General features: G+C 63.7%; 18 protein-coding genes. 12 read left to right on the top strand and 6 right to left on the bottom strand.

The features are described from left to right. The first annotated feature begins 79 nt into the window (after positions 1-79). Both YUU_RS0119425 and YUU_RS0119420 read left to right on the top strand, forming a co-directional pair. Positions 80-1,060, top strand: a complete 981-nt coding sequence (locus tag YUU_RS0119425; RefSeq protein WP_027523900.1) for a polysaccharide deacetylase family protein — start codon at positions 80-82, stop codon at positions 1,058-1,060. An 8-nt stretch (positions 1,061-1,068) separates the two neighbouring features. Next, complete coding sequence (locus YUU_RS0119420; protein ID WP_027523899.1) at positions 1,069-1,632, top strand: dihydrofolate reductase; 564 nt, start codon at positions 1,069-1,071, stop codon at positions 1,630-1,632. 143 nt (positions 1,633-1,775) lie between these two features. Here the strand turns inward: YUU_RS0119420 and YUU_RS0119415 are convergent, their stop codons facing one another. The 5 genes from YUU_RS0119415 to YUU_RS0119390 all read right to left on the bottom strand — a co-directional run bounded on the left by YUU_RS0119415 (position 1,776) and on the right by YUU_RS0119390 (position 9,248). Beyond that, positions 1,776-3,761, bottom strand: coding sequence for a tetratricopeptide repeat protein (locus tag YUU_RS0119415; protein WP_210164176.1), 1,986 nt, complete (start codon positions 3,759-3,761; stop codon positions 1,776-1,778). A 341-nt stretch (positions 3,762-4,102) separates the two neighbouring features. Next, positions 4,103-4,792, bottom strand: coding sequence for an ADYC domain-containing protein (locus YUU_RS51170; RefSeq protein WP_156944388.1), 690 nt, complete (start codon positions 4,790-4,792; stop codon positions 4,103-4,105). Positions 4,793-5,058: 266 nt separating this feature from the next. Then, entirely contained in the window at positions 5,059-5,907 is an 849-nt protein-coding gene (locus YUU_RS51165) for an outer membrane protein (protein ID WP_245288050.1), read from the bottom strand. Positions 5,908-6,336: 429 nt separating this feature from the next. Further along, a complete protein-coding gene (locus YUU_RS0119395; protein ID WP_027523897.1) occupies positions 6,337-6,789 on the bottom strand; it encodes a DoxX family protein in 453 nt (150 codons plus the stop codon). A gap of 146 nt (positions 6,790-6,935) precedes the next feature. Then, positions 6,936-9,248, bottom strand: a complete 2,313-nt coding sequence (locus YUU_RS0119390; protein ID WP_027523896.1) for an NADP-dependent malic enzyme — start codon at positions 9,246-9,248, stop codon at positions 6,936-6,938. A gap of 251 nt (positions 9,249-9,499) precedes the next feature. Between YUU_RS0119390 and YUU_RS0119385 the strand changes: the two genes are divergently transcribed. After that, entirely contained in the window at positions 9,500-11,476 is a 1,977-nt protein-coding gene (locus YUU_RS0119385; protein ID WP_027523895.1) for a hypothetical protein, read from the top strand. A gap of 156 nt (positions 11,477-11,632) precedes the next feature. Here the strand turns inward: YUU_RS0119385 and aspS are convergent, their stop codons facing one another. Next, complete coding sequence (gene aspS / locus YUU_RS0119380; RefSeq protein WP_027523894.1) at positions 11,633-13,405, bottom strand: aspartate--tRNA ligase; 1,773 nt, start codon at positions 13,403-13,405, stop codon at positions 11,633-11,635. 195 nt (positions 13,406-13,600) lie between these two features. On the opposite strand from aspS, the gene YUU_RS0119375 reads away from it, so the two are divergent. The 9 genes from YUU_RS0119375 (at position 13,601) to YUU_RS55125 (ending at position 23,954) form a co-directional block, all read left to right on the top strand. Beyond that, positions 13,601-15,079 (top strand): YdiU family protein, encoded by a 1,479-nt coding sequence (locus YUU_RS0119375; RefSeq protein ID WP_027523893.1) that lies wholly within the window; start codon positions 13,601-13,603, stop codon positions 15,077-15,079. 203 nt (positions 15,080-15,282) lie between these two features. After that, complete coding sequence (locus tag YUU_RS0119370) at positions 15,283-16,131, top strand: phosphodiesterase (protein WP_027523892.1); 849 nt, start codon at positions 15,283-15,285, stop codon at positions 16,129-16,131. Between the two features lies 1 nt (position 16,132). Beyond that, entirely contained in the window at positions 16,133-17,083 is a 951-nt protein-coding gene (locus tag YUU_RS0119365; protein WP_027523891.1) for a carbohydrate ABC transporter permease, read from the top strand. Continuing rightward, the gene (locus YUU_RS0119360; RefSeq protein WP_027523890.1) at positions 17,080-17,937 is read left to right on the top strand and encodes a carbohydrate ABC transporter permease; all 858 of its coding nucleotides are present in this window, start codon (positions 17,080-17,082) and stop codon (positions 17,935-17,937) included. Before YUU_RS0119365 ends, YUU_RS0119360 begins: the two co-directional genes overlap by 4 nt. Before the next feature lie 10 nt (positions 17,938-17,947). After that, a complete protein-coding gene (locus YUU_RS0119355; protein WP_027523889.1) occupies positions 17,948-19,267 on the top strand; it encodes an ABC transporter substrate-binding protein in 1,320 nt (439 codons plus the stop codon). A 289-nt stretch (positions 19,268-19,556) separates the two neighbouring features. After that, positions 19,557-20,585, top strand: coding sequence for a helix-turn-helix domain-containing protein (locus YUU_RS51160; protein WP_051389795.1), 1,029 nt, complete (start codon positions 19,557-19,559; stop codon positions 20,583-20,585). 179 nt (positions 20,586-20,764) lie between these two features. Then, positions 20,765-21,793 carry a helix-turn-helix domain-containing protein gene (locus YUU_RS51155; RefSeq protein ID WP_051389794.1) on the top strand — a complete coding sequence of 343 codons (1,029 nt, stop codon included), beginning with the start codon at positions 20,765-20,767 and terminating at the stop codon, positions 21,791-21,793. An 87-nt stretch (positions 21,794-21,880) separates the two neighbouring features. Then, on the top strand, positions 21,881-22,909 hold the full coding sequence (locus tag YUU_RS0119340; protein ID WP_035662753.1) for a helix-turn-helix domain-containing protein: 1,029 nt from the start codon (positions 21,881-21,883) through the stop codon (positions 22,907-22,909). Positions 22,910-23,102: 193 nt separating this feature from the next. Further along, positions 23,103-23,954, top strand: coding sequence for an AraC family transcriptional regulator (locus YUU_RS55125; RefSeq protein WP_051389793.1), 852 nt, complete (start codon positions 23,103-23,105; stop codon positions 23,952-23,954). Positions 23,955-24,024 lie beyond the last annotated feature (70 nt).

The following is a 24,024-nucleotide window of genomic DNA, read 5'->3' as shown; positions in this document are numbered from 1 at the left end:
TTGTCTGGGGCGGACAGGTTCGGACAGGGGCAAAAAAGCTACGGCCGAACAACGGGATCAATCTATCGAGGACAACATCATGCGTGTTGCGGCAGGACTGATTTTGGCGAGCGCGATCTCTCTTGCGATGGCGAGCGCCGCATGGTCGCAGACCCCAGCCGCGAAGCCCGCGGCAGCCGCGCAGGCCGCCCCCGCCGCAGCGCCGGCAGCGGCCCCTGCCGCGGCCGCCAGCCCGCCAGCAGCGGCACAGGGCGCGCAGCCGGCACGCGCCGCCTGCAGCAATCCCAGTGCGCTCGGCGTCGCCCGCACCGTCGAGATCGACACCACGGGTGGTCCAGGCTTCGGCTTCGAGCACTTCAAGGAGCTCGACTTCCTGCGCGACCACGAGGTCGTGCTGACCTTCGACGACGGCCCGTGGCCGAACAACACGCCTGCGGTGCTGAAGGCGCTCGCCGATGAATGCACCACCGGCATCTTCTTCCCGATCGGCAAGCACTCGACCTACGAGCCGGAGATCTTGAAGAAGGTCTATGCCGCCGGCCACACCATCGGTGCGCACACCTGGTCGCACGCCAACCTCAACAACAAGAAGCTCACCGATCAACAGAAGAAGGACGAGATCGAGAAGGGCTTCTCAGCGGTGAAATGGGCGCTCGGCGGCATCTCGCCCTCGCCGTTCTTCCGCTTCCCGGCGCTCCAGCACCCGCCGGAGATGGTGACCTATCTCGGCAACCGCAACATCGCGATCTTCTCCTGCGACCTCGACTCCTTCGACTTCAAGGCCTCCAAGCCGGAGAAGGTGATCGACACCGTGATGAAGAAGCTCACCAAGCTCGGCAAGGGCATCATCCTGATGCACGACTTCCAGAAGCACACCGCTGAGGCCTTGCCCGCGCTGCTCGCGCAGCTCAAGGCCGGCGGCTACAAGGTCGTGGCGATGCGCGCGAAGAGCCCGGTGTCGACGCTGCCCGAGTACGACCAGGAGCTGCTGAAGGACGTCAAGCTGCCGACTGTGAGCCAGCGCCCGGTCAACAGCGTGGTGACGACGGTCTCGGAATAGTCGCGCCGTTGTCTTTCCGTTTCGAAGGCTACGTCATCGTCTCCGCCGACGGCATGCTTGCCGACGCGCGGCACGTCATGCCCGACAGCCTGAAGTTCGAGGGCGACAAGAGGTTCTTCGAGCAGGCGCTCGATCGCACTGCGCTGATCGTGCACGGCCGGCACTCGCATGAGGGACAGCCGAATTCACCCAAGCGCAAGCGGCTGATCCTGACCCGCAAGATCGCAGCGCTCGTGGTCGATCCGGAGATGCCGAACGCGACACTGTGGAATCCGCTCGGCGCGAGCTTCGAGGAAGCCTGCTCTTTTGCCGACGTTGCCTCCGGCACGGTCGCGATCATCGGCGGCCCCGTCGTGTTCGACATGTTCATGGACCGCTACGACACCTTCTGGCTCTCGGAAGCCCCAAAGGTGCGCCTGCCTGGCGGCGAAGGCTGTTTCGTCGGTGTGCCAAAGCGAACGCCGCAGGAGGTGCTGACCTCACACGGGATGAATCCGGGCACACCGTATTTGCTTGACGCGGCGCATGGCGTGACTGTGACCCCGTGGCGGCCCGCGAGAGGGTCCCAATAAAACTCGAAAGACAACCCCATGCACAGTACCGGTGTTTTAATACCTGCGCATGCGTTTGCCACGCATAACGAACGACGCGCCTTTACCGGCATAACGACGCCCTCACCCACATAAGAGCGTGTGACATTCGAGAGTACGTGGCGCTACTGGACGGCGGATCGGGGCAAACTGCACTTCTCGAGTTCGGCCCGCACGTCCTGGAGGACCCTGCTCCAATCGCCGGGCTGAGGTTGGCGGAATTGGCGCAGCGTCGGATACCAGGGGCTGTCGTCGCGGTTCAGCAACCATCGCCAGCACCGATCGAAGCGATTGAGCAGCCAGACCGGGCGGCCAAGAGCTCCTGCAAGATGCGCCACCGCGGTATCGACACTGATGACCAGATCCAGTGCCTCGATCAGCGCCGCGGTTTCACCGAAGTCGTGGAGATCTTCCGTCCAGTCATGCAAGGACAGACCAGGCGGCGGCGACTGCCTGGCTCCCGATCCCTTCTGCAATGAGACGAAACTCACCCCCGGCAGGTCCGCCAGCTCCGAGAATCGTTCAAGCGGAATGGATCGGCGCCGGTCGCCGCTCATCGTCTGATTGCCGGCCCAGACGAGGCCGATCCGCAGGCCATCGAGCTGCCGGACCCGATGGCGCCAGGCCGCCACGCGTTGCGGATCGGCCCGGAGATAGGATGCCTGCTGCGGGATGGTTTCGATTGTGGTGCCAAGCACCCGCGGCAGACTCAATAGTGGACAATACAGATCGAATGGCGGCAGCGGATCGCCATGGGCGACGATGCTCTCAATTCCCGGCAACCCCGCCAGGAGCGGCACCAGCGGCCGCTGAACCTCGAGAACGACCCGCCGCCCCGCCGCAATTGCCGGCACGAAGCGACAGAACTGGAGCGTGTCGCCCAGGCCCTGCTCCGCATGCAGCAGCAGGACCTGATCACCGATATCTCCTCCATCCCAGAGAGGCTGGCTGAAGCCGCGCAGATGCTGCTTTTTCGTGTCCTGCTTCCACCGCCACTCATATTCCCGCCATCCCTCGTCGAACTGGCCGGCCAGCAACAGCGTGATCCCAAGGTTGAAATGCGCGTGGGCATAATCCGGCTTTTGCGACACCGCCGTTCGGAAGCTCTGGATGGCTTCTTCAGGCCGCCCGAGATCAAACAGCAGGGTGCCAAGATTGTTGAGCGCCTCCAGCCAGGTCGGATTGCGATCAAGAGCTGCCCGATAGCAAGACTCCGCTTCGTGGAAGCGGCCGGACTCGCGAAGGGCGTTGCCCAGGATCAGGTACGCCGGAACATAGTCCGGCTTCAGACGCAAAGCTTCCCTGCAGCATGCTTCCGCCTCTTCCAGCCGGCCCCGCAGTCGCAGCAAGTCACCGAGATTGTTCAAGGCCTCGGGGAAACATGAGTTCAGTTTGCAAGCTTCGCGAAGATTGACCTCCGCCTCGTCGAGGCGCCCCAATTTGATGAGAAGACCACCAAGATTGTTATGGGCCTCCGCAAATGTCGGGTTGAGGCGCAGGGCCTCACGATAGCAACGCTCGCATTCCTCGAAAGCGGACAGATTGAATAACACTGCCCCAAGGTTGCAGTGGGCCGCCGCAAAATCCGGTCTTTGCCGCAGCACCTGCCGAAACTCGCTGATCGCATCATCGAAATGCTTCCGTCTCATCAGCAGATTGGCGAGATGGAAACGAGCATCGACATGATCGGGAGCATACTGCAGCGCGCGCCGGTAATGGGCTTCCTCACCCGCGACGTCTCCGCATTCACCCAGCAGGATACCAAGCTGAATGTGCGTATCCAGATCGTCGGACTTATGCAGCAGCGCTTCCCGGTAGCTCGCGATGGCCTCGCCCCTTCGTCCGAGAGCGCGCAGAGTGGCAGCCATGCTGCTATGATACACGCTGTCGCGAGGCTGGAGCTTGACGGCACGGATGATGAGATCGAGCGCCCTGTCGGGGTGACCAGCCTGGAGCGAAACAAGGCCCAGGAGGTGAAGACTGTCCGCATGATCCGGCTCGGATGCTAGTATCTGCCGATAAATCGCCTCTGCTTGCGGCAAGCGGCCTGCGCAATGGTGCGCAAGACCGGCCTCGAATGATACAGAACCTGACGACTTATCAGCAAACATTACGATGGGCCCCATCATCGATGCGATTACGTAGGGTGCGAGACAGATGCCCCTTCGTGCGTTTGCCGCTCGTGCAGACTCTATGAAACGCGCCTGAGTCCCCCTACGAACTGCACAGCCAGACAAGCCGCCAGAACGCTGAGCAACTCTCGAATTTGCCTGACGCCTCGCTCCCCATCATTCTACAGCAACGACCTTGCGCGAAGCTGGGACGCACCACGCGCGTCCACGCGTCAGAAGTAGCCAACCCGCGATTTCTGCTACGATCTTGGGATTCCAGCTACAAGGGCACCAATTGCCGATCGAGACTACGCGCGGGCCCTCAATGCACCGCAGGCAGCTCAACGCGCCACGGAGCGATTGAACAACAAGGCCGGCTTCGTCTCGTCGCAACTTTCGCCGATCTGGTCGGCAAGACGCGGGCACGCTTTGCCGAGCATCGCGTTGTCCAGGATGTCAGGCAGCCTCGTATGTCGCACACAGACCGCGCCCGCAGGCGCCCAGGCCGCTTCGAAGGTCATCTCCGGTACTTTCCCGTCGGCGACGATACCGATCTTGTCGAAGATGTCGATCGCGGTGCCGTTGCGCGTATGCCCCTGCCCGTCACCGCAGTAATCGGCCCGTATCAGCCGAACGCAAGCCTGATAATAAGGCGCAAGCGAAGAGCCATCGGGCGTCGAGCCCCAGGGCTTATAGCCAAGACGGACGCATTTGCCTTCGGCGCCGCCGGTACAGGTGATCAACAGCCGGCTTCGTTCGGCTTCTCCCGAGGGAGGCAGGTACCGCCCGTCCTGGGTGAACGAACCGGCAAGCGGGAATCCGAGCCGCCTTCCCTCCGGATCGGGCTGGCAGAGATTGCGCCATTCTCCGCTCGCAGGCTCCTGTTCCGAGAGCTGGTACAGAACGACCTCTCCGCTTTGGTCCTTGGGATCGTGCTCCACCGCGTCGATACGGACCAGACGACGCGCTCCTGTCCCTTGACGACGGCGAACCGAGCGGGCTTGCGCCTTCGTCGATTCACCTGCACCCATTCTCGGGGAGCGAGAATATCTCTGCATGACAGATACTGTGCCTGAAGCGAACTAGTTCGCTTCCTTTTCTCAGGAATTCTGGTTTCGCTTCCCAATTTTTTCGATTTTGCAACAAGTGCCTTAGGCTAGAAACCGACGCGCAGCCCCGCGCGCCCACTCACGAGCGAGCTGTTGTCCGACAACGCGAGGTACTCGGCTGTCGAAAACAGCGAGACATTCCGCGTGCGCCATTCAAGCCCCAGGCCACCGCCGACCGCAAGGAACGGTTACGGCGTCGGAAAGTGATAGGCCAGCACGCCGCGCAGCGTGTGCACCGTACCGCCAGCGCTCAAGCTAGTCATGAAATCAGACGCCAAATCGTCTCTCGCCTCGAGATGCGTCACGCGATACTCGGCGCGGGCGGAGATCCTGTCGCTGAAGAAGCGCTCGAAGCCGCCGCCGAAGGTCGCGCCGTGATATTCCCGCGTCGGAGCGGTGCCGGGAAATCCCAGGAAGTTGTACGTGATCGACTGCGCGGTCGTTCCGCTGTAGCCGCCGAGCAGATAGACCAGCGTCTCCGGCGCAACGAGATAGCCGACGCGTCCGCCGACGGTCCAACCCCACTTCACCGCAGCGAGATCCGAGGAGATCGCCACACCACCTGCCCCGGTCGATGCACTGATCTTGGCGCCGCCATTCGTTCCGGCATCGATCAATCCGAACGCGCCGACGACCCATTTCGGCGCGATCTGGCGATCGTAGCCGATCGTGAAAGTACCGCCGACATCGGCGCCGCCGAGACTGGACGCGTTGAAATCCAGCACGCCTGCGAACGAGCCCGCGACATGAGGCGCGATGACATCGCCCCCCAAGCCCGCACCGACGTAGACGCCTGTCCATGTCGGATTCAACACCGGCGCTGCCGATGCGGTTACTGGCCCGCCGAACTGGCCGAAACGATAGGCCGCGCCGATCCGGACCACATGCTCGGACAGGTCGGTGGTCCAGACCGCGCCGAGCGGATCGACCGTCGTGTTGCGGCCGAGCGCGACGTAGCGGTATTCGCCGCGCAGCGACACGTTGTCAGCGAGGCGATATTCAGCGCCGGCACCGACCGTGTAACCATGCGACGTCAGCGTCGATTCCTGCGCAGTGAACGAGGGGCCTCACTTGCGGCCGCGCCTTGACGGGCAGATCGGCGGCACTTGCCGGCTGCGCGGCAAAACCCAAGACCTGTGCCACACAGAAAACCACGGCCGCGCGCGCAGCCGCGCCTCGCTTCGAATGAACCAAGCCCGCCCCCAATTGCCTCGAACCACGACGGCCGCCCCTTCACAACCGCACAACCGGTAGTATTCGGCGCCGGCGCACTCCGACAAGCCGAGAGATGCGCTTGCTTCACAGCGGTCGCGATTTTGCAGAAACCCTGTGATCCCAAAGCCATAATGTGTGAATGACGGTTCACGCGATCATCACAGACCGCGAGAATGGTCAGCTCGCGCTGCGAGCCTCCGACTCATGTCGGAGAGCAGGACGTCTGTCCGCAGCCAACGCCGCTAACTGGACTACACGTCCCCGTAGGCCGCCTCGGCCGGACGGGTGGCGCGGCCGTAGCCCATGATCATGAACAGCGCGCCGATGATCGAGAGGTTCTTCAGCGCGTCCACCAGCATTTTGCCGTTCTCGGGCGGGGTCTGGTTCCAGAAGTCGTAGAACAGGAAGGTCGCGGCCGCGACATAGATGACCAGCAGCATCGCGAAAAAGCGCGCGGCGAAATTCAGCGCGATCATCAGCCCTGCGATGATCTCGAGCCCGCCGACCGCGATCGCAAGCAACTGCGGCGTCGTCATGCTGGTGGCCTGCTCCACTTGCTGGGCATAGGGCGCGATCATCTCTGGAACAGTGACCTTGCTGGCGATGAAATCGGCAGTCGTCTGTATCGCGAACAGCTTCGTCGCGCCCGTATAGATGAACAGCACGGCGAACAGGATTCGCCCGAAAGTCACGAACGCTGGCATGGTCGGCCTCTTGGCAATGCTTTAAGGGCGGGACACGAAGCGATTATGAAGATTCCGCCCGCGGTTTTCAAACGGGGAAATGTCTTCCCCTCTCCCCTTGTACAAGGGGAGAGGATTTGCAGCTTCAATGCGGCTAGACTACGAGCTTACGTAAACAAACTCGGCTGCTGCCGTGCCGCGCGTTCCTGGGCCTCCACCACCGCGACTGCCGTCATGTTGAGGATGCCCCGCGCCGTGACACCCGGCGTGAGGATGTGCGCCGGGCGCGCCGGTCCGATCAGGATCGGCCCGACGGGAAGCGCGTCGGCCAACACCTTGATGGTCTGGTAGGCGATGTTGGCCGCGTCCAGCGTCGGCATGATCAGGATGTTGGCCTCACCTTCCAGGTTCGAGTGCGGCAGCACCAGCTTGCGCGCCGCGCCCGACAGCGCGGTATCGGCCTGCATCTCGCCATCGGCCTCGATCTCCGGATGCTTCTCCTTCAGCAGCTGCGTCGCCCGGCGCATCTTGCGCGAGGTGTCCGTGTCATAGCTGCCGAAGTCGGAATGCGACACGAAGGCGACCTTCGGCTTCAGTGCGAAGCGCTGCACGTGGATTGCCGCGAGCGCCGCGATCTCGGCCAGCTCCTCCGCGCTGGGATTGGGCCGCACCTGGGTGTCCGCGATGAAGAACGCGCCCTTGGTGGTGATCATCAGCGCCAGCGCCGCATAGTCGCTGATCCCGCTCGAGAAGCCGATGATCTCGCGAACGTGGCGCAGATGGCTCATGTAGCGCCCCTCGACGCCGCAGAGCATCGCATCCGCCTCGCCGCGCCCCACGGCAAGCGCCGCGATCACCGTGTTGTTGGTGCGGACCACCGTGCGCGCTCCCTCCGGGGTAACACCGCGGCGGCCGGCAACCTCGACATAGGACTGCACATAGGAGCGGTAGCGCGGATCGTCCTCGGGGTTGACGAGGTCAAAATCCTTGCCCGCCTTGATCGAGAGACCGAAGCGCTTGATGCGCGCCTCGACCACCGACGGGCGGCCGACCAGAATGGGACGCGCCAGCTTCTCTTCCAGCACGACCTGCGTGGCACGCAGCACGCGCTCGTCCTCGCCCTCGGCGTAGATCACGCGCACCGGCTGGGTCTTGGCCTTGGCGAACATCGGCTTCATGACGATGCCCGAGCGGAAGGCGAAGCGCATGAGCTGGGCCGCATATTCGTCGAAATTGGTGATCGGGCGCGTTGCGACGCCCGATTCCATCGCGGCCTTGGCGACCGCCGGAGCGATGCGCAGGATAAGGCGGGGATCAAATGGGCTCGGGATCAGCGAGCCCGGGCCGAAGCCGCCCGCCTCGCCGCTGTCGAAGCTGCCTTGCGAGACCGCATCCGACGGCGCCTCGCGCGCGAGCTGCGCGATGGCGTCGACCGCGGCATGCTTCATCTCCTCGTTGATCGCGGTGGCGCCGACATCGAGCGCGCCGCGGAAGATGAAGGGGAAGCACAGGACGTTGTTGACCTGGTTCGGGTAGTCGGATCGGCCGGTGCAGATCATGGCGTCGGGGCGCGCTTTCCGCGCCTCCTCCGGCATGATCTCCGGCGTCGGGTTCGCAAGCGCCATGATCAGCGGATGGTCGGCCATCGCCTTGGCCATGTCGGGCGTCAGCACGCCCGGTGCCGAGAGCCCGACGAAGATGTCGGCGCCGCCGATCACGTCGCCGAGCGTGCGCTTGTCGGTCTTCTGGGCGTAGACCGCCTTCCAGCGGTCCATCAGCGTGTTGCGCCCGTCATAGACGAGGCCGTCGATGTCGCAGACCCAGATGTTCTTGCGCTGCGCGCCCATCGAAACCAGGAGGTTCAGCGTCGCGAGCGCAGCCGCCCCTGCCCCCGACGCCACGATCTTGACGTCCGAGAGCTTTTTACCGTTCAGCCGCAGGCCGTTGGTGATCGCGGCGGCGACGATGATCGCGGTGCCGTGCTGGTCGTCATGGAAGACCGGGATCTTCATGCGCTCCTTCAGCCGCGCCTCGATCTCGAAACACTCTGGGCCCTTGATGTCCTCGAGATTGATGCCGCCGAAGGTCGGCTCCAGCGCCGCCACCGTCTCGACCACGCGCTCGATGGTATCGGCGGCGATCTCGATGTCGAAGACGTCGATGCCGGCGAACTTCTTGAACAGCACCGCCTTGCCTTCCATCACGGGCTTGGAGGCCAGCGGGCCGATATTGCCGAGGCCCAGGACCGCGGTGCCGTTGGAGACCACGGCGACCAGGTTGGCGCGGGTCGTCAACGAGGCGGCCTCCGCCGGGTTCTTGGCGATCTCGGTGCAGGCGGCGGCGACGCCCGGCGAATAGGCAAGCGCGAGGTCGCGCTGGTTGGCGAGCGGCTTGCTCGCCTGGATCTCTAGCTTTCCGGGACGCGGCAGGCGGTGATAGGCCAGCGCCGCCTGGTGGAGATCTTCAGAATAAGACGACATGCCCTGCCTCGCCTCGCGTTTTGCGGCCTCAAAACTTTCTTCCCCCGGACCCGCCCCGGCCCGAAGGCGGTATTCCGGATCATGGAAACGGGATCAAGCACGGCCGGCGGCTTGGTGGCAACATCCGATTGCGGCCCCATCAACAGACGGCGCCGTCAAACATTTGAAAACCATAGCTTTCCCTGGACCGCGCGGCGTTTCGCGAATATGGCAGGTTGTTCCGCCCCGAGCCAGCAACTGGAGCTAACCGCATGAGACGAATCCTGATCGGCCTGATCGCGCTTGCGTTGCTCGCAGGCGGCGGCTGGCTCGGCTTCAATCTCTACGCTCAGCACCGCGTCACGGCCGACGTCGAGGCCGCGTTCGACCAGATCCGCGGCCGCGGCGGCAAAGCGAACCACGGCAAAGTGGCGTTCGATTTGATGACGCGGACCCTGACGGTCGAGGACATCGCCGTCGAGCCGGGCCAGCAGTCGCAGATGCATATCAAGATTGCCGGCGTCAGGGCGATCGGTATGCGCCAAGCCGACCAGGGGCAGTTTTCTGCCGATACCATCGAGTTTTCGGGCATCGAGTTTGCGATCGACAGTGCTGTCGGCCCCTCGCAGATGAAGGCCGCCTACAAGATCGCACAGGCCACGATACGGGATTACACCGGAGCGATCGGGGCTCGGGCCTTGCCGCCGTCAAACGCCATCACCGACCTCTATCGATTTGGCCTCGAACAGTTCACCAGCGTCTCGGCATCCGCAATTGAGGTGCCGACTATTGCCGCAACCATCGTCACCAAGCCAGATACTGCCAAACCCGAGGGTGGCGATCTCACCTATTCGGGCCTTGCCATGAAAAATCTCAGGCACGGCAAGGTCGAAGCGACCAGGGCGGACCGGTTTGCCTTCACGTTCAAGACGGCGCAGCCGGGCAAGTCCGGCCAGTTCACGGGAGAGCTGTCGAACCTGGTCATGAGCGATTTCGATGCAGGCAGCATGCTCGCCGCGCTCGACCCGGAAAAGGCGAATGACGACGGCACCCATCAGATGTACAGGCAGGTTTCGGCGGGACCTTACACGGTGACGTCCGGGGATGTTCGTCTCCAGATCGACAGCTTCGCCGTCGACGATATTGGAGTGCAGCCGTCGAAGTTCCGGATGGCCGAGATGCTTGCGATGCTGCCCCAAGATCAGTCGGCGCCGCCAACGCCGGCTCAGGCGCGAGAGATGATGGAGAAGCTTGCCGGCTTCTATGAAGGCCTCCATGTCGGCAGGCTCGAGATCGGCAAGACGTCGATCGCGACGCCGCAAGGAACGGGCAGCATCAATGTGGTCAGGTTCAAGGACGGCGAGTTCGCGGTCGAAGGCGTCGACACGCCATCTCCACAGGGGCAATTCAAGATGGAACGCTTCGCGCTGAAGTCCTTCAGCGTGACGAACCTGATGCGCTGGGCGGCGAGTCTGACCACTCCCGGGCGGGCGCCCTCGCCCGACCAGATGCTCGGGCTGTTCGGTGTGCTCGCAGGCGCAGAGGTCAAGGGCGTGGCCGCGCCCTTCAAGAACTCCAAAAAGCTCGTCACGATCGACACGCTGAGCCTGGACTGGGGGCAGCTGATCGGCTCGATCCCGAGCAAGGCGCATGTGGTTGCGAAGTTCGTCACGCCTACCGATCCATCCGATCCGAAGCAGCTTCCGTTGGTTCTCGGCGGGATCGACAAGCTTCCAATCGACCTCGATCTCGGCGCAACCTGGACCGAGCAGTCCAACAGTTTCGCGCTGGCGCCGGCGACGCTCGACATCGGAGGAATCGCAAAAGCGCAATTGCGCATCGCACTCGGCAACGTGCCGCGTGGGCTGTTCTCTGCCGACTTGGCGCAGGTCATGGGCCAGGCGGCTCAAATCGAGGCCGGTACCATCGAGTTCTCGCTGCGCGACAATGGCGGCGTCGATTCCGCGGCGGCGCAGTACGCACGGGGGCAAAATGTCAGCCGCGAGGCCGCCCGTCAGGCGCTCGCCGACAGCGTCAGGGTGCACCGCGAGGAAGTCGCCGCCGCCAATCCGGATGCGGGCACGGCCGTGGATGCGATCGCAAGTTTTGTCGGGACGCCGGGTCAGACGCTCGTCATCAAGCTCACGCCCCGCGCCAAGGTGCCGCTGATGCAATTGATGCAGCTTCTGCAAACCGATCCGCAGAGCGCGCTGGCGCAATTCCGCATCGAGGCATCGACGGGGCTTTAACTCGGGCGGTTGCGGTCTCGTGTCCCGGACGCGCTGCAACGCGCGAGCGTTGCTGCGCAGAGCCGGGACCCAGAAAGCCTGTGTTTGCCGAGACATGGGCCCCGGCTCAGCAGCGCACCACTGCGTGCTGCGCTGCGTCCGGGGCACGAGACCAAATCACTTCTGCGGCAGGTTCACCCGGACGTGGAGCTCGCGAAGCTGCTTGGTCGTGGCTTCCGACGGCGCGCCCATCAGGAGGTCCATGGCCTGCTGGTTCATCGGGAACAGCGAGATCTCGCGCAGGTTCGTGGTACCGCAGAGCAGCATGACGATGCGGTCGACGCCCGCCGCCATGCCGCCATGCGGCGGCGCGCCGTACTGGAAGGCGCGGTACATGCCGCCGAAACGCTCGACCACTTCCTGCTCGCCATAGCCTGCGATCTCGAATGCCTTCACCATCGCTTCCGGCACGTGGTTGCGGATGCCGCCCGAGGCGATCTCGTAGCCGTTGCAGGTGATGTCGTACTGGAACGCCTTGATGGTCAGCGGATCCTGGCCCTTCAGCGCCTCCAGACCACCCTGCGGCATCGAGAACGGGTTGTGCGAGAAGTCGACCTTCTTGTCGTCCTCGTTGTACTCGTACATCGGGAAGTCGACGATCCAGGCGAGCTCGAACCGCTCCTTGTCAGTGAGGTTCAACTCCTCGCCGACCTTGTTGCGGGCAAGGCCTGAGAACTTCCAGAACTTGTCGGGATCACCGGCGACGAAGAAGGCGGCATCGCCCTCCTTCACGCCGAGTTGCGTGCGGATCGCAGCCGTGCGTTCCGGCCCGATGTTGTTCGCGAGCGGACCTGCGCCCTCGCCGCCTTCGCGCCACATGATGTAGCCGAGGCCGGGTTGGCCCTCGCCTTGCGCCCACGAATTCATGCGGTCGCAGAAGGCGCGGCTACCGCCGCCCGGGGCCGGGATCGCCCAGACCTGGTTCTTGGGGTCTTCGAGCATGCGCGCGAACACCTTGAAGCCGGAGCCGCGGAAGTGCTCGGAGACGTCCTGCATCTCGATGGGGTTGCGCAGGTCCGGCTTGTCGCTGCCGTATTTGCGAAGAGCTTCCGCGAACGGAATCCGCCGCCAGCCCTTGGTCACCGGCTTGCCTTTGGCGAATTCCTCGAACACGCCAGTGATCACCGGCTCCATCGCCGCGAAGACGTCGTCCTGCGTGACGAAGCTCATCTCGACGTCGAGCTGGTAGAACTCGCCGGGCAGACGGTCGGCGCGCGGGTCCTCGTCGCGGAAACAGGGCGCGATCTGGAAGTAGCGGTCGAAGCCCGACATCATCAGCAGCTGCTTGTACTGCTGCGGCGCCTGCGGCAGCGCGTAGAACTTGCCGGGATGGATGCGCGAGGGCACCAGGAAGTCGCGCGCGCCTTCCGGCGAGGACGCGGTCAGGATCGGCGTGTTGAACTCGAAGAAGCCCTGCGCCTTCATGCGCTGGCGCATGGAATCGATGATCGCGACACGCGTCATGATGTTCTGGTGCAGCTTCTCGCGACGCAGGTCGAGGAAGCGGTACTTCAGGCGGATGTCTTCAGGGTATTCCTGGTCGCCGAACACCGGCAGCGGCAGGTCGCCGGCCGGTCCCAGCACCTCGATCTCGCTGACGTAGACCTCGACCTTGCCGGTCGGCAGATCGTCATTGTCGGTCCCTTCCGGGCGGCGGCGGGCCTTGCCGTCCATCCGCACGACATATTCCGAGCGCAGCTTCTCGGCCAGCGAGAACGCCGGCGAGTCCGGGTCCACCACGCACTGGGTGAGGCCGTAATGGTCGCGCAGGTCGATGAACAGCACGCCGCCATGGTCGCGGACGCGATGGACCCAGCCGGAAAGGCGGACCGTCTCGCCGATGTGGCTCTCGCGGAGCGCGCCGCATGTATGTGACCGGTAGCGATGCATGGTAGTCCCAAAAATGATGTCGGAGGATCGAATCGGACGACCCAAAAGGCCGGTCCGAAGTTGCGGGTGGGTTTACCCGACGAGGCCGGGTGCGGCAACCAAGGGAACGGCCTGTTTTGGGCCCGAACCGTCCATTTTTGCTCAAGCTGGGCCTGAGCCTTTGCTGATGGGCGTTCCAGCCCTACATTTACCGCCATGACCGTCCATTTCCCGTTCCAGAACTCCTATTCGGCGCTGCCGGACACCTTCTTCGCCCGCGTGGCGCCGACCCCGGTCGCTGCGCCCCGGCTGATCAAGCTGAACCGGCCGCTTGCCGTCCATCTCGGGCTGGATCCGGACCTCCTCGAGACACCGGAGGGGGCGGAGATCCTGGCCGGCAAAACGGTTCCTGCCGGCGCGGACCCCATCGCCATGGCCTATGCCGGGCACCAGTTCGGGCAGTTCGTGCCCCAACTCGGTGACGGAAGGGCGATCCTGCTCGGCGAGGTCATCGACAAGGACGGCGTCCGCCGCGACATCCAGCTCAAGGGGTCGGGCCCCACCCCATTCTCTCGCCGCGGCGACGGCCGCGCCGCGCTCGGTCCGGTGCTGCGCGAGTACGTCGTGAGCGAAGCGATGTACGCACTCGGCATCCCGACCACGCGCTCGCTCGCCGCCGTCGTCACCGGCGAGCATGTGATCCGCGAGACCGCGTTGCCCGGCGCAGTCCTAACCCGCGTGGCCGCGAGCCACATCCGCGTCGGCACCTTCCAGTATTTTGCCGTGCGCCGCGACACCGACGCGATCCGCCGCCTCGCCGATCACGTCATCGCCCGCCACTATCCCGAGCTGTCGGGGGCCGAGCGCCCCTATCACGCGCTGCTCGCGGGCGTTGTCGCACGCCAGGCCGATCTCGTCGCGCGCTGGCTGCTGGTCGGCTTCATCCACGGCGTGATGAACACCGACAACACCTCGATCTCGGGCGAGACGATCGATTATGGCCCCTGCGCCTTCATGGACTCCTACGATCCCGCGCAGGTGTTCTCGTCGATCGACGAGATGGGCCGCTACGCCTATGCCAACCAGCCGCGCATCGGCTTATGGAACCTGACGCGGCTCGCCGAATGCCTCTTGCCGCTGTTCTCCGATGACCAGGAGAAGGCGATCGAACAGGCGCAGGAAATTCTTGGCGCGTTCCCGGACGCCTTCACCAGAGCCTATCAGGCGGGCCTGCGCATGAAGGTCGGCCTGTTCACCGAGCGTGACGGCGACGAGGCGCTGATCCAGGACCTGCTGGACGCGATGGCGAAGAACGCCGCCGACTTCACCCTCACCTTCCGCAAGCTGGGCGATGCCGCGCGCGATGCGGCCGCCGACGAGCACGTCCGCGCGCAGTTCATCGACCCGGCCGCCTTCGACGAATGGGCCAAGCGCTGGCGCGAGCGTATCGCCGCAGAGCCGCAGTCCGCATCCGAGCGGCAGGCCGCCATGCACGCCGTCAACCCCGCCTTCATCCCGCGCAATCACCGCGTCGAAGCGGTGATCCGCGCCGCCGTTGACAACGACGACTACGCGCCGTTCGAAGAGTTGGTGAAGGTGCTGGCCAAGCCCTACGACGATCAGCCGGAGTACGCCGCCTACCAGGACCCGCCGTTGCCGGACCAGCGCGTGCTGCGGACGTTCTGCGGGACGTGAGCGGCGGGCGCTCGCTGCTACGCTTCGCGCGATCCACTCCCTACCGCACCGCGAGACGACCCGGTTGACCCGGTCTGCCGTTCTGCCCAACAATTTGCGACGTCGGCAACCACTGTCATCAAACTGAAACACTCGCACTCTAACCGGCTGGCGGGCCGTCTTGCCGGAGGCGACCGTCCTCCCAGAGACCTGACACACGCGCCATGCCTTTCAAATTCATCCACCTCACCGACACGCATCTTGCGGGCCCGGGCCTGAAACTCTATGGCCTCGATCCGCGTGCCCGCCTCGACGCCGCCATCGCTGACATCAACAAGCACCATTCCGACGCCGCCTTCGCGGTCGTGACCGGCGATCTCACCCATTGGGGTGACGCCGCGGCTTATGCGGATTTCGCAGCTGCGATGGCCCCGCTCAGGATTCCCCACGTCGCCATGGTCGGCAATCATGACCGGCGCGTCGCCTGCCTCGACGGGCTCAAGGCCGCGCCGCGCGATGCCAACGGTTTCGTGCAGGGCACGCGGACCACGGATCACGGACTGTTCGTCTTCCTCGACACGCTCGACGAGACCAGCGACGCCGGCGAGATGTGCGCAAAGCGCCTCGGCTGGCTGGAGGAGACGCTCGCCAAGGCGCCGACTGATGTGCCGTTCGTTTTTTTCATGCATCATCCGCCCTTCCCGGTCGGCGTTCACGCGATGGATGAGATCGCGCTGAAGCAGAGCGCTGAATTTGCCGATGTGATCGCGCCCTATCGTTCCCGCATCCGCCACCTGTTCTTCGGCCATGTGCACCGGCCGATCTCGGGCAGCTACGGCAAGATCCCCTTCTCCACCCTGCGCGGCACCAATCACCAGGTCTGGTTCGAGCTCGATGCGAACGCTCCCCATCTGGCAAGCCACGAGCCGCCGGCCTATGGCGTGGCGCTGATCGACCAGGAGAACCTGGTCGTGCACAGCCACGACTTCCTCGACACCAGCCTGCGCTTCCCCTTCTCCCCACCAGAGGGAATGGACGATCGCGACTATGCGCTCAACTTTCCGGCGCGGTGAGATGAGCCTGGCCGAACCAGCACCTCTCGCCGTCACCAGATCAGGGCCACCGCGCCTCAACGTCCTCCAAAGGTTTATCGCCGGCTTCAAAGCCTCGCTTCCGGCTTACCTCCTGCTGTTGCCGTCGCTCATCTTCCTCGCGGCCTTCACCTATGGCGCGGTGGGACGGGTGATCGTCGATGCGCTCTACCAGCGCGCCACGCCGCGGGCGCCAAGCCGCTTCGTCGGGCTGGACAATCTGGTGGCCGTGCTCGCCGACCCCGCGTTCACAGGCGCTGTTATCAACAATCTCCTCTACGCAGTCGGCACCGTGGTGCCGAGCATGGCGCTCGCCTTCCTCTTTGCGCTGGCGCTGTCGCGCACCAATGCGGTGACCAGCGCGCTGCGCGCCGCGCTGTTCCTGCCGGTGCTGATCCCGATGGTCGCGGCATCGGCGCTGTTCCTGTTCATCTTCCTGCCCAACGTCGGGCTGCTCGACCACTATATCGGCCGCCTGCTTCCGGTACTGCCCAACTGGCTCGGCGATCCCGACATCGCACTCGTCGCGATCATGGTGATCACGATCTGGAAGAACGCCGGCTACTACATGCTGTTCTTCCTCGCCGGCCTCCAGGCCGTGCCGGAGGACGCGATGGAAGCCTCCTATCTCGACGGCGCCGGCCCGTGGCAGCGCCTGCGTTACATCATCCTGCCGGAGCTTAAGCCCACCTTTCTGTTCGTCACCGTGATCGCCGGCCTCAACGCGGTGACACAGGTCGACCACGTCTTCGTCTTGACCCAGGGCGGGCCGTCGAACGCAACCAATCTCGTGCTGTTCTACATCTACGAGCAGGCGGTCGAGCATTACGATGTCGGCAAGGCGTCGGCGGCGACACTGCTCTCGCTCGGCGTGCTGATGGGACTGACCGCGCTGTCCTTCCGTACGCTTGCCAACCGCGAGGGCGGGCCATGAAACTGTTCAAGGACGCCCCGCTCGCGACCCGCGACGAGATCACGCCGAAGCTCGGCTTCGTCCTCGTGGTGCTGCTCGCGCTGGTCTGGCTGATCCCGTTCCTCTGGATGGTAGTGGCGACGCTGCGACCGCCCTCGGACGGCATCAACGCGATGGCCGAGCTGATGCCGAGCCTGAAACCCACGCTCGACAATATCAAAGACGCCTGGGACATCGGCGACTTCCCGCGCTACTTCCTCAACACCACGATCATCTGCACCGGCATCCTGCTGGTGCAGTTCGTGACGGTGACGCTGGCGGGCTTCGCCTTTGCGCGGCTCTCCTTTGCCGGAAAGTCGCTGATCTTCTATCTCTTCCTGCTCCAGCTCATGCTGGTGCCGGTGCTGCTGATCGTGCCGAACCTGACGCTGGTCGCAAAGCTCGGGCTCTACGACACGCTGACCGGCGTGATGATGCCGTTTTTCGCCTCGGCTTTCGGTACCTTCCTGATGCGCCAGGCCTTCGAGGCCATTCCAACCGAGCTGGAGGACGCAGCCCTGATCGACGGCGCCGGCGTGTTCGCCCGCATCCGCCACATCTACGTGCCGCTGTCCCTGCCGAGCTTCTCGGCGTTTGCCATCGTCTCCGTCACCAGCCATTGGAACGACTTCCTGTGGCCGCTGATGGTGATCAACTCGCCGGACAAGCGGCCGCTCACCGTGGGACTCTCCGTCTTCACCAAGACCGCGGAAGGCACCCAGGCCTGGGGCACGATCGCCGCCGGCACCTTGATCGTGATCGCGCCGCTGCTCGTCACCTTCCTGATCTTCCAGAAGCGCTTCATCAGCTCTTTCGTCACCTCAGGCATCAAATAGGAGATTTTCGATGCTGCTCTCCCGCCGGCTTGCGCTCGGCCTCACCATCGCAGGCGCCCTCGCCTTTCCGGCCTTTGCCGAAGGCCCGACCGAGATCGACCTGTTCTTCCCCGTCCCCGTCGACGGCAAGCTCGCCCGCGACATGGGCACAATGATCAAGGAATTCAACGAGACCCATCCCGAGGTCAAGGCGACCGCGGTCTATACCGGTTCCTATGACGACACGCTGATCAAGACGCGCGCCGCGATCAAGGCCGGCAAGCCGCCGGCGGCCGTGATCATGTCGGCGAACTTCCTCCTGGACATGCAGATCGAGAACGAGCTCACCAATCTCGATTCCCTGATCGCAGCTGACGGCACCACCAAGGCGCAATTTCTCGGCCAGTTCTTCCCCGCGCTGCACGGCAATGCCGTGATCAACCGCTCGGTCTATGGCGTGCCGTTTCACAACTCGACGCCGCTGCTCTACATCAACGCCGAGCACGCCAAGGAAGCCGGCCTCGATCCGGACAAGCCGCCGCAGACCTGGGCCGAGGTCACCGAGTGGGCCAAGAAGCTCACCAAGCGCGAGGGCGACAAGGTCACGCGCTGGGGCATCGAGATTCCCTGCGCCTACGACTATTGCGGCTGGATGATGGAGACGCTCACCATGTCCAATGGCGGGCGCTACTACAACGAGGAGTTCGGCGGCGAGGTCTATTACGACACGCCCTCGATGCTCGGCGCGCTCTCCTGGTGGAACGACCTCATCGCCAAGCACAAGGTGCATCCGCCGGGCGCAACGCCCGGCCCGGCCGTGAGCACCGCCTTCATCTCCGGCAACGCCTCGATGATGATGCTCTCGACGGGCTCGCTCACCTACGTGCGCGACAACGCCAAATTCCCCTACAAGGTCGCCTTCATCCCGCGCAACGTCCGCAATGCCGTGCCGATCGGAGGCGCCTCGTTGATCATTCCGGCGGGCCTCGAGGCCGACAAGCAGAAGGCAGCCTGGACGCTGATCAAATGGATGACCTCGCCGGAGAAGAGCGGCTGGTGGAGCCGCGCCACGGGCTATTTCGCCCCGAACATGGCCGCCTACAAGACGCCGGAGATGCTCGACTTCCTCGGCAAGAATCCGGACGCGAAGACCGCGGTCGACCAGCTCGAAGTCGCAAAACCTTGGTTCGCGACGTACAAGACCGTGCCGGTCCGCAAGACCCTCGAGGACGAGGTGATGCTGGTCCTGAACGCCAAGAAGCAGCCGAAGGACGCGCTCGCCGCCGCTCAGAAAGCCGCCGACGAGTTGCTCAAGCCCTACAACGCGGAGACCGCGCTGAAGCTGCCGTAAACTTCAGCGAGCACGAAACAGAAGACATCGGCGCCCCAGGACCTGGGGCGCCGTACTGATTCCGGCCCCCGGTAACAGCCGGTCTTGAGCCTGAGCCCCTGAACATGGTCAAGTGGGCCCGACCGCGCATTTCCCAAAACTTCCGACAGCTCTTCCCAAAAATTCCTTTTCTGCTGTCGCCTGCTCGTTTGGGCCCATATCGTGCTAGCGGCAGGTTTGTCGCACGCGAACCTGGTTACGTCGGAAGGGCACCAACTGCGCGCGTGGCAGATCGGAAAAACGTCGAGACATGGCAGAGCACCCACACAGCGGCATCCCCCATTCGGGCCTCGACACGCGTGGTCTCCCGGGAAAGCAGGCATTCACCCTCTGGCAGGAGCACCTGAGCCGGCACTACGACCTGCGCGCGCAGAAGGAATATCCGCAGGCCTTCGACGTCCGCGCGAACTTTTGGCAGCTCGGCAACGTTCTCCTCAGCGATTTTCAGGTGCCTTCCCAGGACTGGAGCCGCTCCCGCGCCTGCATCGGACGCGACGGGATGGACCTGTTCATGGTGCAGCTCTATCGCAAAGGCTGGAACGGCCCGCGCGACAGCGGAACGATGGCCCGCGCTGGCGACATCCTGATCTTCGACATGGCGCAGCCATCGGACAGGCGTGGCGGCGACAACGACACGCTCACTCTGTTCCTGCCGCGCAGCCTGCTCGGCCCGCATCTCAAGGCGCCCGATGAACACAATCTGCAACTATTGTCATCGCGCGACCCGCTGGCCGCGCTTCTCCGCGATCATCTCGTAGGCCTTCACGCACGCTTGCCCGAGATGTCGCTTGACCAGGCTCAAGCGGTTTTCCCCGCCACCGTGCAATTGACCGCCGCGGCCCTCAACGGCAGGGTTCGCGAGGAACAGGCCAGCGGCGTACGGATGGCGATGTCCGAGCGGATCGGCTCCTACATCAACGCCCATATCCTCGCCCCCGACCTCAATCCGGAGACGATCGCCGCCCGCTTCGGCATGACACGGCGCAACCTCGGCTATCTCTTCGAATCCCAGGGCGGCGTTGCCGCCTACATCCGGCAAAAGCGCCTGTCGATGATCCGTGCGGCGTTGAGTGATCCGGCGCACAAGGGACAATCGATCGAAGCGATCGCCGAAGCGCATGGATTCAATCACTATCGCAGTTTTGCTCTCGCCTTTCAGCGGCAGTTTGGTGTCACGCCACGCGAGGTGCGCGCGCGAGGGGTCGAGCGCCAAGCCCTGTCGTCAACACCGGGCGACAAGCTTGCGGAGTGGGCGCGCTGGATCAGGAGCATGACGTGACGGGCTGGCGAACCTGCGCGGCGAAGACGCTCCCGTCCTCGCGATATCCTGATTCACGTCGTGCAATTTCTGATTTCTTGTCGCGTCTCAGCTTGTCCCATATCGTGCCAACGGCGGCGCTGCCGGTCTCAATCGGAAAGGCACTCATCGTTCGGGGGTGATTGGGACTTCGTTCAGGCATGACAGAGCACACAGACGGCGACATCCCCCATTCGGTCCTCGACACGCGCGGCCTGCCTGGAAAGCAGGGATTCGAGCTCTGGCAGGAGCATATGGGTCTGTACTACGACCTGCGCGCGGACAAGGACTCTGCGCAAGCCTTCGACGTGCGTGTGGATGCTTGGCATCTTGGCAAAGCTCTGCTGGCCAATTTTCAGCTGCCTCCGCAGGATTACAGCCGTTCTCGCGCGTGTATCGGACGCGATGGGACGGACGCCTACATTCTGCAGATCATTCGCAAAGGCTGGACCGCTTCGCGTGACAGCGACGCAATGGCTCGCGCCGGCGATATCATGATTTATGACATGGCGCAGCCATCGGCCAACCGCGGGGGCGATAATGAGCTGTTCGCCCTGCTCTTGCCGCGCAATCTGCTCGCGCCTCATCTCAAGGCACCGGACGAGCATAGTCTGCGGCAATTGCCGGCGGGCGACCCTCTTACCAGCCTTCTCGGAGAGCATCTCGTAAGCCTACGCGCGAATCTGCCCAGTATGTCGCTGGATCAGGCTCAAGCGGCCATGCCTGCCACCGTGCAACTGGTCGCGGCAGCACTGAACGGCACGGTTCGCGAAGCACAGGCTGGCAGCGTACGCATGGCCATGACCGAGCGGATCTGCACGCACATCAACGCCCACATCCTCGAGCCGAACCTCAATCCGGAATCCATCGCCGGCCGATTTGGCATGACCCGGCGCAATCTCGGCTATCTCTTCGAATCCTATGGCGGCGTTGCCGCTTATATCCGACACAAACGCCTGTCCTTGATACGCGCGGCCCTGACCGATCCGGCGCGCAAGGGAGCGTCGATCGAAACCATCGTCGAAGCGCATGGATTTAATCACTATCGCAGCTTTGCCCTCGCCTTTCAGCGACAGTTTGGTCTCACACCACGCGAGGTTCGCGCACTGGCGCACTTGGGCCATGCGCTGCCGTCAGCGCCCGACAGCAGGCTGGCGGACTGGACGCAATGGATCAGAGGCTTGAAGTGAGTTGGCGACCGAACGGCTGCCCCACACGAACCTTGCTCGATTGGATAGAGACCAACTGCTCGCGGCAGGTTAGAAATTCGTTCAGGCATGACAGAGCACACAGACATTAGCATCCCCCATTCGGTCCTCGACACCCGCGGTCTCCCGGGAAAGCAGGGTTTTGAGCTCTGGCAGGAGCATGGAGGCCTGTACTACGACCTGCGCGCGCACAAGGAACATGCGCAAGCCTTCGACGTACGCGTGGATGCCTGGCATCTCGGCAACGTTCTGCTCGCCAATTTTCAGGTGCCTGGCCAGGATTACAGCCGTTCTCGCGCGTGTATCGGACGCGATGGGGCGGACGTGTACATGCTTCAGATCGTTTGCAGAGGTTGGAGCGGCGCGCGCGACAGCGGGGCGACGGCGCGCACCGGCGACATCATGATCTATGACCTGGCACAACCATCCGTCAGCCGCGGAGGCGACAATGAGGTGTTCAGCCTGATCCTACCGCGCAATCTGCTCGCGCCTCATCTCGAGGCGCCGGACGAGCACAGCATCCACCAATTGGCGGTAGGCAACCCGCTGACCAGCCTGCTCGGGGAACATCTCATAGGCCTTCGCGCGCGTCTGCCCAGTATGTCGCTGAATCAGGCTCAGGCAGTCATGCCTGCCACGGTGCAACTGGTCGCCGCGGCGCTGAACGGCACGGTTCGCGAAGAGCAGGCTGGCAGCGTACGCATGGCTATGACCGAGCGGATCTGCACGCATATCAACGCTCACATCCTCGATCCGAACCTCAATCCGGAAGCCATCGCCAGCGGATTTGGCATGACCCGGCGCAATCTCGGCTATCTCTTCGAATCCTACGGTGGCGTTGCCGCTTATATCAGACGCAAACGCCTGTCCTTGATCCGCACGGCCCTGGTCGATCCGGCGCGCAAGGGAGCGTCGATCGAGGCGATCGCCGAAGCGCATGGATTCAATCACTATCGCAGCTTTGCCCTCGCCTTCCAGCGGCAGTTTGGTTTCACACCACGCGAGGTGCGCGCCCTGGCGCACGAGGGGCAAGCCCTGCCGTCAGTGTCGGACAGCAGGCTTGCGGATTGGACGCAGTGGATCAGAGACTTGAAGTGAGCTGGCGGCCGAAAGGCTGCATGCCCAGGCCCATCGTTTTCCCGCCCCTTCCCATTTTACTTCCCGATTTTTCCTATTTCGCGATGGCAGGTCATACGATCTGTTCATCCTGCGCGCGCTCCGGCAGAACCATGAGACCGGCGTTGAAATCGGATCGGAATGATCCGGCATAGATTGATCGTAACAACCGTCCATGACTGCGACGAAGCCGACCTCCTCCCCCATCGCGATCTCGACGGAAGATATCCCGCCCCACCAGCGCCTCATCCAGTGGCGCAAAATCTACGGCCGCAGCATCGCTGGAGTAGACATCAAGCTGATCGACGACGAGCCGTTTCGTGCCAGCGTGACGTTCCAGGCTTTGCCGAGCACCGAGTTCGTCACTCGCTTCCAATCGGCCGCCATCTCCGGGATCGAACCGTCCGCCAATACGATGCACAGCCACTGGAGTTTCCTGACGATCGTGCTGGCCGGGCCTAGTCTCCCGGCGCTGGTGCAGGTTCTCGATTCACCCTATCCAAGTCAGATCGCTGCCGACAACAACGCCCTTCAGCTCCTCATCCGTTACGTGAAAATGCTGCATGACGACGGTCCGCTCGACGACGCGGCGCTCGCGCAAGCCGTCGCAAAACAGATCATCGATCTTGTCGGACTTGCAATCGGCACTGGCGCAGACGTCGCGCACGAGCCCCGGCAGCGCTGGGATGGCGCGGCGCGCCTACGGGCCATCAAGGCCGACATCCGCAACTGTCTTGGCGATCGAACCCTGTCGTCCACGACGATCGCGGCTCGCCACGGTGTCAAGCCGCGCTATGTGCGCAAGCTGTTCGAAGGTGATGGCACAAGCTTGTCGCAGTTCGTGCTGGCGCTCCGTCTTCAACGTGCACTGGAGATGCTGAAGAACCCCGAATTTGCGGGTCATGAGATCAGGGCCATCGCGCTCGATTGCGGTTTCAGCGACATCTCGTACTTCAACCGGAGTTTCCGCCGGGCCTACGGCACGAAACCATCAGATATTCGCGCGGCAATCTACCGCGCGAGCTGACGCATCGGGCTCGCTGAATGGGCGAGCTGGATCAGGGACTTGAAGTGAGCTGACGACCGAACGGCCGCAT

The organism is Bradyrhizobium sp. Ec3.3, assembly GCF_000472925.1.
Lineage (GTDB): Bacteria > Pseudomonadota > Alphaproteobacteria > Rhizobiales > Xanthobacteraceae > Bradyrhizobium.
The sequence above is the reverse complement of the archived record's forward strand: the minus strand, read 5'-3'. Positions and strand labels throughout refer to the sequence as shown.

Excerpts from the sequence above, each read along its gene's own strand:
- YUU_RS0119425 (WP_027523900.1), top strand. The coding sequence starts at position 80 with ATGCGTGTTGCGGCAGGACTGATTTTGGCGAGCGCGATCTCTCTTGCG.
- YUU_RS0119415 (WP_210164176.1), bottom strand. The coding sequence starts at position 3,761 with ATGTTTGCTGATAAGTCGTCAGGTTCTGTATCATTCGAGGCCGGTCTT.
- YUU_RS51170 (WP_156944388.1), bottom strand. The coding sequence starts at position 4,792 with ATGGGTGCAGGTGAATCGACGAAGGCGCAAGCCCGCTCGGTTCGCCGT.
- YUU_RS0119395 (WP_027523897.1), bottom strand. The coding sequence starts at position 6,789 with ATGCCAGCGTTCGTGACTTTCGGGCGAATCCTGTTCGCCGTGCTGTTC.
- YUU_RS0119390 (WP_027523896.1), bottom strand. The coding sequence starts at position 9,248 with ATGTCGTCTTATTCTGAAGATCTCCACCAGGCGGCGCTGGCCTATCAC.
- YUU_RS0119385 (WP_027523895.1), top strand. The coding sequence starts at position 9,500 with ATGAGACGAATCCTGATCGGCCTGATCGCGCTTGCGTTGCTCGCAGGC.
- aspS (WP_027523894.1), bottom strand. The coding sequence starts at position 13,405 with ATGCATCGCTACCGGTCACATACATGCGGCGCGCTCCGCGAGAGCCAC.
- YUU_RS0119375 (WP_027523893.1), top strand. The coding sequence starts at position 13,601 with ATGACCGTCCATTTCCCGTTCCAGAACTCCTATTCGGCGCTGCCGGAC.
- YUU_RS0119370 (WP_027523892.1), top strand. The coding sequence starts at position 15,283 with ATGCCTTTCAAATTCATCCACCTCACCGACACGCATCTTGCGGGCCCG.
- YUU_RS0119365 (WP_027523891.1), top strand. The coding sequence starts at position 16,133 with ATGAGCCTGGCCGAACCAGCACCTCTCGCCGTCACCAGATCAGGGCCA.
- YUU_RS0119360 (WP_027523890.1), top strand. The coding sequence starts at position 17,080 with ATGAAACTGTTCAAGGACGCCCCGCTCGCGACCCGCGACGAGATCACG.
- YUU_RS0119355 (WP_027523889.1), top strand. The coding sequence starts at position 17,948 with ATGCTGCTCTCCCGCCGGCTTGCGCTCGGCCTCACCATCGCAGGCGCC.
- YUU_RS51160 (WP_051389795.1), top strand. The coding sequence starts at position 19,557 with ATGGCAGAGCACCCACACAGCGGCATCCCCCATTCGGGCCTCGACACG.
- YUU_RS51155 (WP_051389794.1), top strand. The coding sequence starts at position 20,765 with ATGACAGAGCACACAGACGGCGACATCCCCCATTCGGTCCTCGACACG.
- YUU_RS0119340 (WP_035662753.1), top strand. The coding sequence starts at position 21,881 with ATGACAGAGCACACAGACATTAGCATCCCCCATTCGGTCCTCGACACC.
- YUU_RS55125 (WP_051389793.1), top strand. The coding sequence starts at position 23,103 with ATGACTGCGACGAAGCCGACCTCCTCCCCCATCGCGATCTCGACGGAA.